Origin of the sequence: Streptomyces sp. NL15-2K (assembly GCF_030551255.1) — a bacterium.
Classification (GTDB): Bacteria; Actinomycetota; Actinomycetes; order Streptomycetales; family Streptomycetaceae; genus Streptomyces.
Genome location: NZ_CP130630.1, coordinates 1,968,676 through 1,981,918, shown reverse-complemented (window position 1 = coordinate 1,981,918; position 13,243 = coordinate 1,968,676). Strand labels below are relative to the sequence as shown.

The following is a 13,243-nucleotide window of genomic DNA, read 5'->3' as shown; positions in this document are numbered from 1 at the left end:
AGGGCCTGTTGCGAAAGTGGCGCCTGCCGCGCGACGCCCGGCACGGGCTCTCGCCGCACCACCCGAAAGCCCGAGTACGCCCAGTACGAGGGCTTCCGGGCGGCACGCCGAGAGCCCGCACCGGACGCCGCGCGGCCGCCCTTCGGGCGACGACGCCACTTTCGCAACAGGCCCTACCTCACGTTCCGCGCCGGCGCAGCAGGTGCTCGCGTGCCGCCGCGTCGCGCGGACCGCTCCGGTCCGCCAGCCCGGCCGCGATCCGGTCCTGGACCTCCTCGGGACGGTGACTGGCGTACTTGAACTTCGCCCGGACCGTGACCACTTCGAGCCGTAGCCCGCGGATTCCGGACAGCATCCGCCCGTACGGCTCCGCGCCCACCGCCACCCGCGCGGAGCCGCCCTCCGGCTGGAAATGGCCCACTTGTCGGTTGAGAAGCGAGGCTTTCCCGGCCGGGTCGTCCACGAGGCGGGCCCGGCAGCGGAGTTGGACGGCCGCGTAGAGGCTCGTGGGCGTGCCGTGTTCGGACGGGCCGTCGGGCGAGGCCTGCCAGGGGCCGGGGACGTACACGTAGTCGTCGACCACACTCAGCAGGACGTCCGGATTCGCCTCCAGTGCGTGCCACAGAGGGTTCGGTCGGGCCAGATGTGTGACGACCTCGCCGTGCTCGGCGTCATAGGTGAAATGCAGGGGCTGGACGTACGGCGGCTCGCCCGGCCGGCCGTTGACGGCGAGCTGTCCGAAGTCGTGGGCGGCCAGCCAGCTTTGCCACTCGGCGTCGTCGTGCGGCGCGTCCCAGGGATGGATCAGCATCACAGAACCGCGAGGTAGTCGGGGACCTCCGTGCCGGGGGCCAAGCCGGCGTCCGCGACGGGGGTCTCGTAGCCCTTGCGCAGCGGGACGACGCCGGCCCAGTGCGGGAGGGCGAGGTCCTCGGGCTCGTCGTTGACGCCGCCGGTGCGGGCCTTGGCGGAGACCTCGTCGAGATCGAGGCGGATCACGGCGGTGGCAGCCAGCTCCTTCTTGTCGGCCGGCCGGGAGTCGCGGGCGCGGCCCGGTACGACGTGGTCGACCAGCGCGTCCAGAGCGGCCAGCTTCTCCTCGGGGTCCGTCACGTCGTGGGCGACGCCGTGCACCACCACGGACCGGTAGTTGATCGAGTGGTGGAAGGCCGAGCGGGCCAGGATCAGCGCGTCGACATGGGTGACCGTCAGGCAGACCGGGAGCCCCGGGTCGGCCTGACCCGTCATCCGCAGCGGGCGCGAACCCGTCGAGCCGTGCACGTAGAGCCGCTCGCCGACCCGGCCGTAGAGCGTGGGCAGCACGATCGGCGCGCCGTCGCGGACGAAGCCGAGGTGGCAGACGTAGCCCTCGTCGAGTATCGCGTGCACCAGTTCCTTGTCGTACGAGGCACGGTTCGGGGAGCGTGTGGGCACGGTGCGGTCGGTGGGGGTGTAGGCGGCGGGCGTCGTCGTCTGCTGGGGCCCCTGCATTGGCGTTCTCCATTGCACTAGTGCATAATTGGGTTTGTGCTAGGAGAGTATCGAATCGTCGGCCGACGCGCAGCGGAGATTTCGGCGAGCATCGAACAGGCGGTGGGGGCGGGGGAGCTGCTGCCCGGTCAACTGCTGCCGCCCATGCGGGAGTTGGCCGCCGAGTTGGGCGTGAATCCCAATACCGTCGCGGCCGCCTATCGCACGCTGCGCGAGCGCGGGGTCATCGAGACCGCCGGACGCCGGGGCAGCCGGGTGCGGCCCAAGCCGGCCACCACCGGGCGCGAGCACATCCGGGTGGACGTGCCCGAGGGGGTGCGGGACGTGTCCAACGGCAATCCGGATCCGGCGCTGCTGCCGCCCCTGGCGAAGGCGTTCGCCGCGGCGGCCGAGCAGAGCGACCGGGAGCCGGTCCTGTACGGAGACGCGCCCGTGGAACCGGAGTTGGCGCGGATCGCCCGGGCGGAGCTGCGTGCCGACGGGGTGCCGGACGGGCCCCTCGCCGTCGTCTCCGGGTCGCTCGACGCGATCGAGCGGGTCCTCACGGCCCACCTCAAACCGGGGGACACGGTCGCCCTGGAGGACCCCGGCTGGGGCAGCCTCCTCGATCTCGTCCCGGCGCTCGGGCTGCGCACGGCTTCCGTACGCGTCGACGACGAGGGGCCGCTCCCCGACGACGTACGGCGGGCCCTGGCGGCCGGGGCCCGCGCCCTGATCGTCACCGACCGGGCGCAGAACCCGACCGGCGCCGTGGTGAGCGCCACGCGCGCGCGTGCCCTGCGGTCCGTGCTGCGAGAACATCCGCAGACCCTGCTGATCGAGGACGACCACGGCCACGCGATCGTCGACCTGCCCCTGCGCCCCCTGGCCGGCGAGACCCGTACCTGGGCCTTCGTGCGTTCGGTCGCCAAGGGCTACGGGCCCGACCTGCGGCTGGGCGTGCTCACCGGGGACGCCGTCACCGTCGACCGGGTACGTGGGCGGCAGCGGCTCGGGCCCGGCTGGGTCAGCCGGATCACCCAGCGGGCCGTGCTACGACTGTGGGCCGACGGCGCGCTGGACTCGCCGGCGGTGGCCGCCGCGTACCGCGAGCGCCGGGACCTGCTCATCGACGCGCTCGCGGAACGGGACATCGAGGCCCACGGGCGCTCGGGCCTGAACGTGTGGATCCCGGTACCCGACGAGACCGGAGCCGTCGCCCGGCTCCTGCACGCCGGCTGGGCCGTCGCCCCCGGCGCCCGCTTCCGGATGAGCGCACCGCCCGGGATCCGGATCACGGTCTCGACGCTGACGGCGCAGGAGACGGGCCCGCTGGCGGACGCGATCGCCTCCGCGGTGGGGCCGGCGCCGGTTCGCAGCTACGTCTAGGTGTATTGCCCTGAGAGGTTAGGGACGCGGCTGGCGGGTGGTTGGCCCTTGAGCGCGGTGTGTCCGCGGTGGTGATTGTAGGTGTGCAGCCAGCTGGGGAAGGCGTCGCGTCGTTCCTGCTCTGATCGGTAGGGGCGGGCGTAGGCCCATTCGTCGAGCAGGGTGCGGTTGAAGCGTTCGACCTTGCCGTTCGTCTGCGGCCGGTAGGCGCGGGTTCGCTTGTGCGTGATCCCGGCTGCTGCCAGGGCGTCTCGCCACAGGTGGGATTTGTAGCAGGAGCCGTTGTCGGTCAGGACGCGTTCGACGGTGATCCCGCAGGTGGCGAAGTACGCCTGGGCGCGACTCCAGAAGCCGACAGCGGTCTCCTTCTTCTCGTCTGCGTGGATCTCGCTGTAGGCCAGGCGGGAGTGGTCGTCGACGGCGTTGTGGAGGTAGCTGTAGCCGGCGCCGGACCGGGTCTTGCGGCCCGCCTGGCGTCCGAGGGTCTTGTGGCCGCCGCCGTCGGGGATGTTGCCGAGCTTCTTGATGTCGACGTGGACCAGTTCGCCGGGCTTGGCACGTTCGTAGCGACGGATGACGCGCCCAGTGGCCCGGTCGAGGTGGGTCAGGCGGGCCAGGCCGTAGCGGGTCAGCACCCGGTGCACGGTGGACGGCACCAGGCGGAGCAGGCCTGCGATCCGTGCTGGCCCCCACCTGCGCAGTACGCGGACTTTGATGATCCTGCGCTCGGTACGGGTCGGGGTCCGTCGCGGGCTGGTGCGGGGGCGGCTGGAGTGGTCGGCCATGCCAGGCTCGCCGAGCCGGCGGTAGCGGTCGGCCCATCGCTGTGCGGTGGTTGGCGAGACTTGGAATCGCTCAGCGGCCCGGCGCAGGGTCCAGCCGTCCTCGACCACGCAGCGGGCCAGGCGCAGGCGTCCGGTCTCGGTCAGGGGTGCATTACGGTGGGGCACGAGGGCCTTTCTGTCGTCCGGCGTAGATGTCGCAATCCACACCGAGCCAGAAGGCCCTCACCCATTTCAAGACCACACGTCAGTGATCGCTGTCACCAACCTCCGTGGACAGAACATCTAGGGCCTGCGTCGAAAGTGGCGTCGTCCGCCCGAAGGGCGGGCCGGGCGGAAGCCCTCGTACTGGATCTACTTGGGCTTTCGCCCGGTGCGGCGAGAGTTCGTGCCGGGCGCCGCCCGGCAGGCGCCACTTTCGACACAGGCCCTAGTGGTTCCGGTACCACTCGGCGAGCAGGAACGCCAGGTCAAGGGCCTGGGAGTGGTTCAGGCGCGGGTCGCACGCCGTTTCGTAGCGTTGCGGCAGCGTTTCCCTGGCCACGGCACTGCTCCCGCCCAGGCACTCCGTGACGTCGTCGCCGGTGAGCTCCAGGTGGACGCCCCCGGGGTGCGTGCCCAGGGCGCGGTGCACCTCCACGAAGCCCCGCAGTTCTTCGGCGACGGCGTCGAAGTGCCGGGTCTTGTGGCCGCTCTCGGTGACGAAGGTGTTCCCGTGCATCGGGTCGCTGACCCAGCAGACGGGTGCCTCCTCCGAAGCGACCTTCTCCACCAGCAGGGGCAGCAGGTCGCGGACCCGCTCCGCCCCCATCCGCACGACGAACGTGAGCCGCCCGGGCTCGCGGTCGGGGTCGAGGAGGTCCACGTACCGCAGTACGGTGTCCGCGGTCGCACCGGGCCCCAGCTTGACGGCGAGGGGGTTGCTGATCTTGGCGAAGTACTCGACGTGCGGCCCGTCCGGCCGACGGGTCCGCTCGCCGATCCACAGCAGATGGCCGCTGGTGGCGTACGTCCTCCCGGTCGCCGCATCGGTGCGCGTCAATGCCCGCTCGTAGTCGAGCAACAGGCCCTCGTGGCTCACGAAGAACTCGGCGGTGGTCAGCGCGCCGGTCCGGCCCCCGCACGCGCGCAGAAAGGCCGGCGCCCGCTCGATCTCGTCGGCCAGCCGCTCGTAGCGCCGGCCGCTGGGCGAGGCGGCGACGAAGGCCCGGTTCCACTCGTGCACCCGGGCCAGGTCGGCGAAGCCCCCGGCGGTCAGCGCCCGCACCAGGTTCAGCGTCGTCGCCGACGCCTCGTACATGCGCAGCAGCCGGTCCGGATCGGGGGTGCGCTCCCGCACCGTGAATCCCGGGCCGTTCACCGCGTCCCCCCCCCGGTACACCGGCAGTGTCGTGTCGCCCCGCCGCTCGAACGGCTGGGAGCGTGGCTTGGCGAACTGGCCCGCCATCCGGCCCACCTTGACGACCGGCATCGACGCCCCGTGTGTCAGAACGACCGCCATCTGCAACAGCGTGCGCAGCTTGCCGTCGACGGACTCCTGCGTGGCACCGGCGAACGTCTCCGCGCAGTCGCCGCCCTGCAGCAGCAGCGCCTCCCCCTTCGCCACCGCGGCGAGCCGGGAGCGCAGCGCGTCGCACTCCGCGGCGAACACCAGGGGTGCCGCCTGCGCCAGTTGGTCGGTGACGTCGCGCAGCCGGACCGGGTCGGGCCAGTCCGGCTGCTGGTCGGCCGGCGCCGGGCCGCCCCCCTGGGCCTCGTGCGAACGGGGTGCGCTTTCCGACGTCATTCCGGCTCCTCCGACGGCGCTTCGGTCAATTCCGGAGCGTTCCACATCGCCCTCCCTCAGCCATGGCATCTCACTCCAATTCCTCAGCCCTTTTGCCGTCAAGCTCTTACGGAATTGGGCCGGCTCCGCGCACCCGAATTGGTCTGGCCGCTCTCGTGTCGCCTCTGATTCGCTGTCCATCGGTACCTCCCCGGCACGGCCGCCGAACCCAATTCGGCGGAGCCGGCGAGGAATTGTGAACCGTGCGAGAACCGAGGGGAATCACACGATGGCGCGCAGCGCACCGATCCACGTACGCGTCACGGCGTCCGGGCTGCCGGCGCACGACCCGCTCGACCTCTACGAAGAGCTGCGCCGCACCCACCCGGTCGACGACGTCTTCCTCCTTGAGAACGCCTCCGGCACCGGACGGGATCCCGACCGGGCGGTCGTCGGCTGCGGGCGCCTGCTGGACATCCGGGTCATCGCGGGCACGCGCGGGGTGACCGTCCGCCTCACGGGCGAACCGGCGCTCGTCCGAGCCCTGCTGGGACACGCCGAGGACCTCGGACTGCGCCGGGCGGCCACCCCCGCGCCGACCGGGAGCCGAGGCTCCTCGCCGAGCTGAGCGCCGAGCGGCCGGAGCAGTTGTGGGCGCTCCTGGAAGCAGCCCGGAGCGACCTGTTCGAGGTGCGGACGGACCTGTCCCCCCAGAGCTGGTCCTTCGGGTTCCTGACCAGCCTGGCCTACGAGTCGAACTGGCACATGGAGGACCTGGGCGAGCGGACCAAGCCGCCGCGGGGCCCCGACATCACGCTCACCGTCTTCCGGCACACCGTTTGGTACGACCGCACCGACGGCACGGTCAGTGAACTGCGCGCCGACAGCGCGGAGTTCGTCGCACGGCACGATCCCGGGCTGCTGGAGATCGCCCGGCGGGCGGCCGGGCGGGAGGACGTGGCACCCGTGCCCGAGGCGCCCCGGCCGCGGTCGGTGCACGACAGCGTGGACCGGGCGACGTTTCTGCGCTGGGCGGACCGGTGCCTGGAGCACATCCGGGTCGGGGACATCTACCAGATCCAGATCGGTCACCGCGTAGACGTCCGCACCGAGCTGGCGCCCGAGGCCGTGTACCGGCGGCTGCGGGCCCGCAACCCGTCGCCGTACATGTACTCGCGCCGCGCGGCGACACCTTGCTGATCGGAGCGAGCCCCGAGCTGTTCTTCCGCATCGAGGACGGCGAGATCACCATGCGCCCCATCGCGGGTACCACCCCGCGCGGCTCGGACGACGAGGAGAACCCGCAGCGCGTCTCTTCCCCCCCGTACGTTGTCCGACCGACGTGCCGCCTGCCGGGGCGCGGCCCTGTCAGCGCGCGCCCCGGTCACGGCCGTGGGTCACCCGGCGGACCGGGCCCAGTGTTCCCAGGGCTGTGCCTTGACCCACTCGATCACCGGCGTGAGCCGTACACCCAGAGCGCTCTCCACGGCGGCGGGCGACGGAGCGAGCAGGTCGCCCGCCCGGCCCGTGCCGGCGTAGTGGTAGATCCCCGCGACACCGGCCGCGGCCTCGGTGCCGAGCATCTGGGCGAGCCCCTGCTCGAACTGCGTGACCTCCAGCGGGACATACCGGATCTCACGGCCCAGGGCCTGCCCGAACGCGGCCGCCAGCTCCGGACCGGTGAGCACGTCGGCGCCGCCGACGTTCAGTACCTGCCCGGCCGGCACGTCGTCGTCCAGGGCCCGGGACACCACACGCGCGAGGTCGTCGTGCGACATCCAGGCCACGCGCTGCTCGGCGGGCAGCGGGTAGGCGAGGACACCGTCGTCGACGATCGCGGGTCCGTTCCAGGGGCTGAAAAGGTTTTCCAGGTAGACCGGCGGCCTGACCACGACCACGGGCACCTCACCGGCCCGCAGCACCTCCTCCGCCAGGCGGCGCGTCTCGAAACCGGCGTACGGCGTGGTCTCGTCGGGAACCGGGGTGTTGACGTTGTAGACCAGCCGTCGCACCCCGGCCTCACGGGCCGCCTCGGCGATGTTGCGGGCGTACCCGGCCACCGTCTCGGGGTCGTACTCCAGAGGCATCACGACGACCGCGTGCGTGACGCCCCGGAAGGCGGCGCGCAGGTCCTCGATGCTGCCCAGGTCGCCGCGCACCGGCGTGACCCCGGCCGCTGAGGCCGACGCGGCCTTCGCCTCGTCCCGGACGAGGCCGCGGACCTCGTGCCCCTGGCCGGCCAGCAGCCGGGCCACCGCACCGCCCTGGAAACCGTTGGCTCCGGTCACGAGGACGTGCTTGCGGTGATCTTGTGTCATGTCGTGCCTTTCTTCGTGGTGTTCATTCAGTGGGCGCACGGTCCCCGGACCGGGCGGGCCGGGCGGGCGCGATCAGGGCACGGCGCGCCGGTGCTCGACGGCGGTGCTCGCCTCCGGCGGTGCCGGGGCGTCCGGTGCGGGCAGCCGCAGCCGGGGGGTGAGCAGCAGCGCGACCAGGGCCGGCACGGCCCCGACCAGGAAGGCCGTGCTGAAGCCGTCGGTGAGCGCCACGTCGCGCGCCGCGGAGGAGGCGTCGGTGCGTGCGGCGGCCACTCCGGACAGGACGGCGAGACCGAGGACGGAGCCGAACTGCAAGCTGGTGTTGACCAGTCCGGAGGCGAGGCCGGCCTCCTCCTCGCGGGTGTCGAGAGTGGCCGCGACGTTCGCCGTGATGGAGACCAGCGGCAGCGCGACGCCCAGCACGAGGCTCGGCGGCAGGACGTCCGCCACGAAGGAGCCGTCGGCCGAAAGCAGCGACTGCCAGCCCATGCCGACGGCCACCAGCAAGAACCCGGCGCCCATCACCGCGCGCAGGCCGAACCGGCCGATCAGCCGGTCCGCGGTGGAGGCGACCGTGATGACGACCAGACACAGCGGCAGCAGGGCGAGGCCGCCGAGCACCGGTTCGTACCCGAGCACCGCCTGCAGGTACAGGCTCACCAGGAAGAACATCGGGAACAGCGACATCTGCCACAGCGCGGCCAGGATGTTGGCCAGCCGCAGCGTCGGCCTGCCCAGCACGGCGAGCGGGACCAGTGGGTGCGCCACCCTGCGTTCGACCAGGACGAACGCCGCGAGCAGTACGACGGCGGCGGCCCCGGTGACCAGCGTCGGCGTGGAACTCCAGCCGGCCTCGCCCGCGTTGACCACGGCGTAGGCCAGCAGCCCCAGACCGGCGGTGACCGCCACCGCGCCGGGCACGTCGAAGCCGCGCTCGCGCCCGCCGGACGTCCCGGGCGGCAGCAGCCGCGGCACGGGCAGGACCAGGGCGATACCGGCCACCACGTTCAGCGCGAAGGTCGACTCCCAGCCCAGCCAGCTGGTGAGCACGCCGCCGAGCACCGTGCCCGCGGCGCCACCGGCACCGGCCATCGCGGCGAACACGCCCAGCGCCCGGTGCCGTTCCGGGCCGTCCTCGAACAGCGTGAGGATCAGGGCGAACGCCGCCGCCGCGGCCATGGCCGCCCCGACGCCCTGCACCGCGCGGGCGGTGATCAGCAGGGCGGCACTGTCGGAGAGGGCACCCAGCAGGGATGCGGCCGCGAGGACGCCCAGACCGGCCACGAACACCCTGCGCTGCCCCAGCAGATCGGCGGCACGACCGCTGAGCAGCAGCAGCCCGCCGAAGGAGACGAGGTAGGCGTTGGCCACCCAGGACAGTGCGGCGGGCGAGATGTCCAGGCTCTCGCCGATGGACGGCGCCGCCACGTTGATGATCGAGGTGTCGAGGATCAGGACGAACTGGGTGCAGGCGAGCAGGGCCAGCGCTCGCCGGCGGTCAGCGCCCGCCATCGAAACCCCCCGTACCGCCCGGCAGCTCGTCCAGCTGGTACCCGTCCAGGCACGACTGGGTGAAGGCGGCCAGCAGGTCCGGGTTGCCGTCGCGCACGATGCCGGGCAGGTAGACGTGGGGAGCGCCGTGGTAGAAGCGCTCGTACTGCTCGTGCCGTGCGGCGAACTCCGAACCCAGCGCGTCCCAGGCGAGCTTGAGCAGCTTGATCCGCTGCTCCGCCGGGGTGCCGGGCGAGCGCACGTACTTGGCCACCAGCGGACCGAGTTCGGGGTGCTTCAGGTCGTAGCCGGAGGCCGGGAGCTGGATGAGACCGCCGCCCGCCAGCATCTTGATCTCGGCGAGCACCTTCGGATAGAGGTCACCGGCCATGGCCCGGTGCGCCGAGGCGATCTCCCGGTTGATGTGCACGGCACCGCCCTCGCCTCCCACCCGCTCGTACGTCGTCTCGGCCGCCAGCACCATCGACTTGGCGATGTTGAGCCACCCGATGAGCCGGCCGATCTGCATCTGAACGGGCGGCAGGTCATAGGTGTTGTTCGCCCGGGTGACCAGGATCGCGAGCCCGGTGAGGAACTCCAGCTTGGTCCAGAAGCGGGTGGCCGCCTGGTGGACGAAGTTGTTGTAGGCGGGCGTGAACCACCACATCCGGAAGGTGGTGTCGACGTCCCGGTAGGTCAGCACCCGCTCCCAGGGCACGAAGACGTCGTCGCAGACGAGCAGCGCGTCGTTCTCGTCGAAGCGGGCGGACAACGGGTTGTCGAAGACGCTGCGCGCCTGGCCTTCGTAGGAGGTCCGGGAGATGAACTTCAGCCCCGGGGTGTCGAGGGGCACGGAGAAGCACAGCGCGTACTCGACGTCCTGGCGCTGCAACGGCTCGATGGTGCCGACGATGATCTCGTCACCGAACACCGCGCCGGTGCCGATCATCTTGGCGCCGCGCACCACGATGCCGTCGTCGCGCTCCTTGACGACCCGCACGTACAGGTCGTCCTCCTCCTGCTCGCCGGCCGCCCTGGTGCGGTCGATCTGGGGGTTGGTGATGGTGAACGACTGGTAGAGGTCGCCCTCCGTCATGCGCCGGTAGTACGCGGCCAGGTTGTCGCGCCCGTCGAAGGTCTCCCCGGCGAAGATCTCCGGCGTCGAGACGAAGCCCGCGATGCCCGCGGCCATGTAGTCGGGCGACCTGCCCAGGAAGCCGAAGCTGGCCTCGGACCAGGTCTTGAACGCCTTGCGCCGCTCGACCAGTTCGGCCTGCGTGCGCGGCACGTGGTAGGCACGCAGCACCGCCCGGTCCTGCCCCTCGGGGCGCACCGTCAGCACGTCCCGCAGCTCCGCGTCCCGCGCCATGTCGTAGAGGTGCGCATCGAGCGGGCCGTGTTGCGGAAGGCGGGGTGCTCCGTGACGTCCTTGACCAGCTCACCGTCGAGCCAGACGGCACGGCCGTCGCGTAGTGATTCGAGGTATTCCTGGCCGCTGCGGGTCATGCTCTCTCCTGACACAGGGTGCTGTTGATGGGCGGTGGGAAGTGGAACGGAGGGGGCGGGCCGGCGCCGAGCGGGTCCGCTCGGGCGGTTCGCCTCAGCGCTCGCGCACGGCGGGGCGCGGCCGGTGCGGCCGGATCGGACGGCCGTACGGCGATGGGGCGTTGACGGACGCGACGTCGAAGCCGGCGGCGCGGGCATAGGCGCGGGCCACCTGGGCCAGCCGGTCGGTGGGGACCACGTCCTCCACCCGTCCGAAGCCCTCCGGGGCCCGCTCGTGGACCAGATCGATCACGACCTCCGGCCCCTTGGCCCGGTTGAGCAGCTGCAGCCGGTTCATCCGGGGTCGGCGGTCCCGGTCGTACGCCGCGAGGGCCGCGACCGGGTCGTCGTGGGTGGCCAGGGCATGGGCGAGGCTACGTGCGTCCAGCACCGCCTGGGTCGTCGCGTTGGAACCCATCGGGGCCATGGCGTGCGCGGCGTCCCCGAGCAGGGTCACGGCGCCGAACGACCAGCGGGGCACGGGGTCCCGGTCGAGCATGGGGAAGGACGCGACCGCTTCGGAGTCCGCCACGAGAGCGGCCATCCGCAGATCCCCGCACCGCCAGCCGGCCACCGCCGCGGGGAAGCCGTCGTCGGCGTCAACGGGCGCGGCGTCCAGGGACAGGGGTTCCTCCGGTACGGCGCGGGATACCGCCCAGTTCACCGGAACCAGGCCCTCCGCATCCGGGCGTACGGCCAGCGGGTAGACGACCGCCTTCCAGCGGCCGTCCCTCATGACGACCATCGCGCGACCGCCGTGAAAGGGCGCGCTGCGCGTCATTCCCCGCCACACGGCGGTGCCGTTGAAGCGCGGCTCCCCTTCCTGCGGATACAGGGCCTGCCGTACGGCGGACCGCAGCCCGTCGGCCCCGACCAGCACGTCCGCCCGGATCCGCTCCGTCGGCCGATCGCCGGCGCGGTGAGCCACACTCACCTCGACGCCCCCGCCGGGCAGGGGCGTGAAGCCGGTGACACGCGCGTCGGTGGTGATCGCCGTGTTCCCCAGGCGGGCGCGGACGCTGTCGGCCAGGGCCGTCTGCAGGGCACCGCGGTGCAGCGCCAGTTGAGGCCACCGGGAGCCGCTCGCCCGGCCGCGGGGTTCGCGCCAGATCTCCTGTCCGAGGTGGTTGTAGTAGCCGAGTTCGGTCAGATCGGCACCCAGGTCGGCGAGGTTTTCGGTCAGTTCCAGGGCGGCCAGCTCGCGCACCGCGTTGGGCAGCAGATTCACCCCGGCTCCCAGAGGGCGAATCTCCGGCACGGCCTCCAGGACTCGCACGTCGCGCATTCCGACGGAATGAAGACTCAGCGCGGCGGTCAGGCCGCCGATGCCGGCACCGGCAATCAGAAACCTCATGGAACGCGTCCCCCCAGAACTTCAACCCCGTAAACCGGCCAATGAGCCCGGCTTCGCCTCTCATCGTTCTGGGAGCGATGGCTACGATCAATTAATCATGAGCCGAATCGCTTTAAGGATCGTCCGTGCATGACGACGTGCTGAGCGAGCTGCTGCGCCCGCTGTGGCTCACCGACATCTTTCACAGCATGTGGGAGGCAGGTGGAACCTGGGGAGTCAAGGGCCACGACGACAATTGCGCAATTGTTCATTACATGCTCAACAACTCCTGTGCCATAACCTTCGGCGACGATCCCAAACCCGTGGAACTGCACGAGGGCGACCTGGCGATCTTCCCGCACGGCACCGCCCGCACCTTCGCCGCCGAGCACGGCGTACAGGCGACACCGCTGTCCGCCCTGGTGCCGCACTGCCGCCCCGGCGAGTCCGGCGTCGTCAGGGTCGGGACACCGCCGTACCGCACACGCATGCTCTGCGCGAGCCTGCACTACAGCGCCATCGGCGAACCGGGGCTCTACAACGCCCTGCCCCGGATCATCGTCCTGCGGCGCCACATGCTGGAGGACGAGCCACTGCTGCTGCGCACCCTGGACTCCCTGCCCTCCGAGATCGGGCGTACGGCTCCCGGCTCCCGGCTCGTGACACTGCGGGCCTTCGAGACCGTGTTCGTGCTCTCCCTGCGGATCGCCATGGAGCAACTGGCGGAGGAGTCACCCGCGCTGAGCGCGCTGCACCACCCGGGCATCAGCAAGGCGCTGATGGCGATCCACGGCTCCTACGCCGAGCCCTGGACGGTGGAGTCCCTGTCCCGTGAGGCAGGCATGTCCCGCTCGACGTTCTCGCAGATGTTCCGGGAACTGGTGGGCGAGCCGCCCATGCGGCATCTGACGGTGCGCCGCCTGCAGGAGGCCAGACGACTGCTGGCGGACACCTCCGTGCCGCAGCACGACATCGCGCAACGCATCGGCTACCGCAGCCAGGTCGGATTCCACCTCGCGTTCCGCAAGGAGTTCGACATGACCCCCGGCGACTTCCGCTCCCGCCGGGCGTCGAAGACCCACCTCGTACGGCAGATCCGGGATGACGCCCAGGCCTAGGGCCTGTCGCGAAAGTGGCGCCTGCCGCGCGA

The 13,243-nt window shown here is 71.6% G+C and carries 12 protein-coding genes and 1 pseudogene; 4 read left to right on the top strand and 9 right to left on the bottom strand.

Features of this window, described 5'->3' with window-relative positions; translation table 11 throughout:
• Positions 1 to 178: 178 nt before the first annotated feature.
• Together Q4V64_RS08385 and Q4V64_RS08380 are read right to left on the bottom strand one after the other, a co-directional pair.
• Positions 179 to 811, bottom strand: coding sequence for an FMN-binding negative transcriptional regulator (locus tag Q4V64_RS08385; RefSeq protein ID WP_124443951.1), 633 nt, complete (start codon positions 809 to 811; stop codon positions 179 to 181).
• A complete protein-coding gene (locus tag Q4V64_RS08380) occupies positions 811 to 1,491 on the bottom strand; it encodes a pyridoxamine 5'-phosphate oxidase family protein (protein ID WP_124443952.1) in 681 nt (226 codons plus the stop codon). Before Q4V64_RS08380 ends, Q4V64_RS08385 begins: the two co-directional genes overlap by 1 nt.
• Before the next feature lie 36 nt (positions 1,492 to 1,527).
• Here Q4V64_RS08380 and Q4V64_RS08375 point away from each other — a divergent pair, with 36 nt between their 5' ends.
• Positions 1,528 to 2,859, top strand: a complete 1,332-nt coding sequence (locus Q4V64_RS08375) for an aminotransferase class I/II-fold pyridoxal phosphate-dependent enzyme (protein ID WP_124443953.1) — start codon at positions 1,528 to 1,530, stop codon at positions 2,857 to 2,859.
• On the opposite strand, the gene Q4V64_RS08370 is transcribed toward Q4V64_RS08375, so the two are convergent.
• Positions 2,856 to 3,809 carry an IS481 family transposase gene (locus Q4V64_RS08370; protein WP_303708863.1) on the bottom strand — a complete coding sequence of 318 codons (954 nt, stop codon included), beginning with the start codon at positions 3,807 to 3,809 and terminating at the stop codon, positions 2,856 to 2,858. The genes Q4V64_RS08375 and Q4V64_RS08370 overlap by 4 nt on opposite strands.
• 262 nt (positions 3,810 to 4,071) lie before the next feature.
• Positions 4,072 to 5,427, bottom strand: a complete 1,356-nt coding sequence (locus Q4V64_RS08365; RefSeq protein ID WP_124443955.1) for a 3-deoxy-7-phosphoheptulonate synthase class II — start codon at positions 5,425 to 5,427, stop codon at positions 4,072 to 4,074.
• 268 nt (positions 5,428 to 5,695) lie between these two features.
• Here Q4V64_RS08365 and Q4V64_RS08360 point away from each other — a divergent pair, with 268 nt between their 5' ends.
• Positions 5,696 to 6,034: a hypothetical protein gene (locus Q4V64_RS08360; protein WP_124443956.1), complete on the top strand. Its 339-nt coding sequence runs from the start codon at positions 5,696 to 5,698 to the stop codon at positions 6,032 to 6,034.
• A gap of 20 nt (positions 6,035 to 6,054) precedes the next feature.
• Positions 6,055 to 6,606: a chorismate-binding protein gene (locus tag Q4V64_RS08355; RefSeq protein ID WP_303709309.1), complete on the top strand. Its 552-nt coding sequence runs from the start codon at positions 6,055 to 6,057 to the stop codon at positions 6,604 to 6,606.
• 197 nt (positions 6,607 to 6,803) lie between these two features.
• Here Q4V64_RS08355 and Q4V64_RS08350 read toward each other — a convergent pair whose 3' ends face one another.
• The 5 genes and pseudogenes from Q4V64_RS08350 to Q4V64_RS08330 form a co-directional block, all read right to left on the bottom strand.
• Positions 6,804 to 7,724, bottom strand: a complete 921-nt coding sequence (locus Q4V64_RS08350; RefSeq protein WP_124443957.1) for an NmrA family NAD(P)-binding protein — start codon at positions 7,722 to 7,724, stop codon at positions 6,804 to 6,806.
• A 72-nt stretch (positions 7,725 to 7,796) separates the two neighbouring features.
• The gene (locus tag Q4V64_RS08345; RefSeq protein WP_124443958.1) at positions 7,797 to 9,236 is read right to left on the bottom strand and encodes an MFS transporter; all 1,440 of its coding nucleotides are present in this window, start codon (positions 9,234 to 9,236) and stop codon (positions 7,797 to 7,799) included.
• Positions 9,223 to 9,882, bottom strand: coding sequence for a 4-hydroxyphenylacetate 3-hydroxylase C-terminal domain-containing protein (locus Q4V64_RS08340; protein ID WP_303715469.1), 660 nt, complete (start codon positions 9,880 to 9,882; stop codon positions 9,223 to 9,225). Before Q4V64_RS08340 ends, Q4V64_RS08345 begins: the two co-directional genes overlap by 14 nt.
• Before the next feature lie 90 nt (positions 9,883 to 9,972).
• Positions 9,973 to 10,721, bottom strand: a pseudogene (locus Q4V64_RS08335) (4-hydroxyphenylacetate 3-hydroxylase N-terminal domain-containing protein); the annotation flags it as partial.
• A gap of 94 nt (positions 10,722 to 10,815) precedes the next feature.
• Positions 10,816 to 12,114 (bottom strand): FAD-dependent monooxygenase, encoded by a 1,299-nt coding sequence (locus Q4V64_RS08330; protein WP_124443959.1) that lies wholly within the window; start codon positions 12,112 to 12,114, stop codon positions 10,816 to 10,818.
• A 125-nt stretch (positions 12,115 to 12,239) separates the two neighbouring features.
• Between Q4V64_RS08330 and Q4V64_RS08325 the strand changes: the two genes are divergently transcribed.
• Positions 12,240 to 13,211: an AraC family transcriptional regulator gene (locus Q4V64_RS08325; protein WP_124443960.1), complete on the top strand. Its 972-nt coding sequence runs from the start codon at positions 12,240 to 12,242 to the stop codon at positions 13,209 to 13,211.
• The last annotated feature ends 32 nt before the right edge of the window (positions 13,212 to 13,243 follow it).

Bases quoted from the DNA above. Each gene is read 5' to 3' on its own strand.
- Q4V64_RS08345 (WP_124443958.1), bottom strand. From the start codon at position 9,236: ATGGCGGGCGCTGACCGCCGGCGAGCGCTGGCCCTGCTCGCCTGCACC.
- Q4V64_RS08350 (WP_124443957.1), bottom strand. From the start codon at position 7,724: ATGACACAAGATCACCGCAAGCACGTCCTCGTGACCGGAGCCAACGGT.
- Q4V64_RS08380 (WP_124443952.1), bottom strand. From the start codon at position 1,491: ATGCAGGGGCCCCAGCAGACGACGACGCCCGCCGCCTACACCCCCACC.
- Q4V64_RS08330 (WP_124443959.1), bottom strand. From the start codon at position 12,114: ATGAGGTTTCTGATTGCCGGTGCCGGCATCGGCGGCCTGACCGCCGCG.
- Q4V64_RS08365 (WP_124443955.1), bottom strand. From the start codon at position 5,427: ATGACGTCGGAAAGCGCACCCCGTTCGCACGAGGCCCAGGGGGGCGGC.
- Q4V64_RS08360 (WP_124443956.1), top strand. From the start codon at position 5,696: ATGGCGCGCAGCGCACCGATCCACGTACGCGTCACGGCGTCCGGGCTG.
- Q4V64_RS08340 (WP_303715469.1), bottom strand. From the start codon at position 9,882: ATGTGGTGGTTCACGCCCGCCTACAACAACTTCGTCCACCAGGCGGCC.
- Q4V64_RS08385 (WP_124443951.1), bottom strand. From the start codon at position 811: ATGCTGATCCATCCCTGGGACGCGCCGCACGACGACGCCGAGTGGCAA.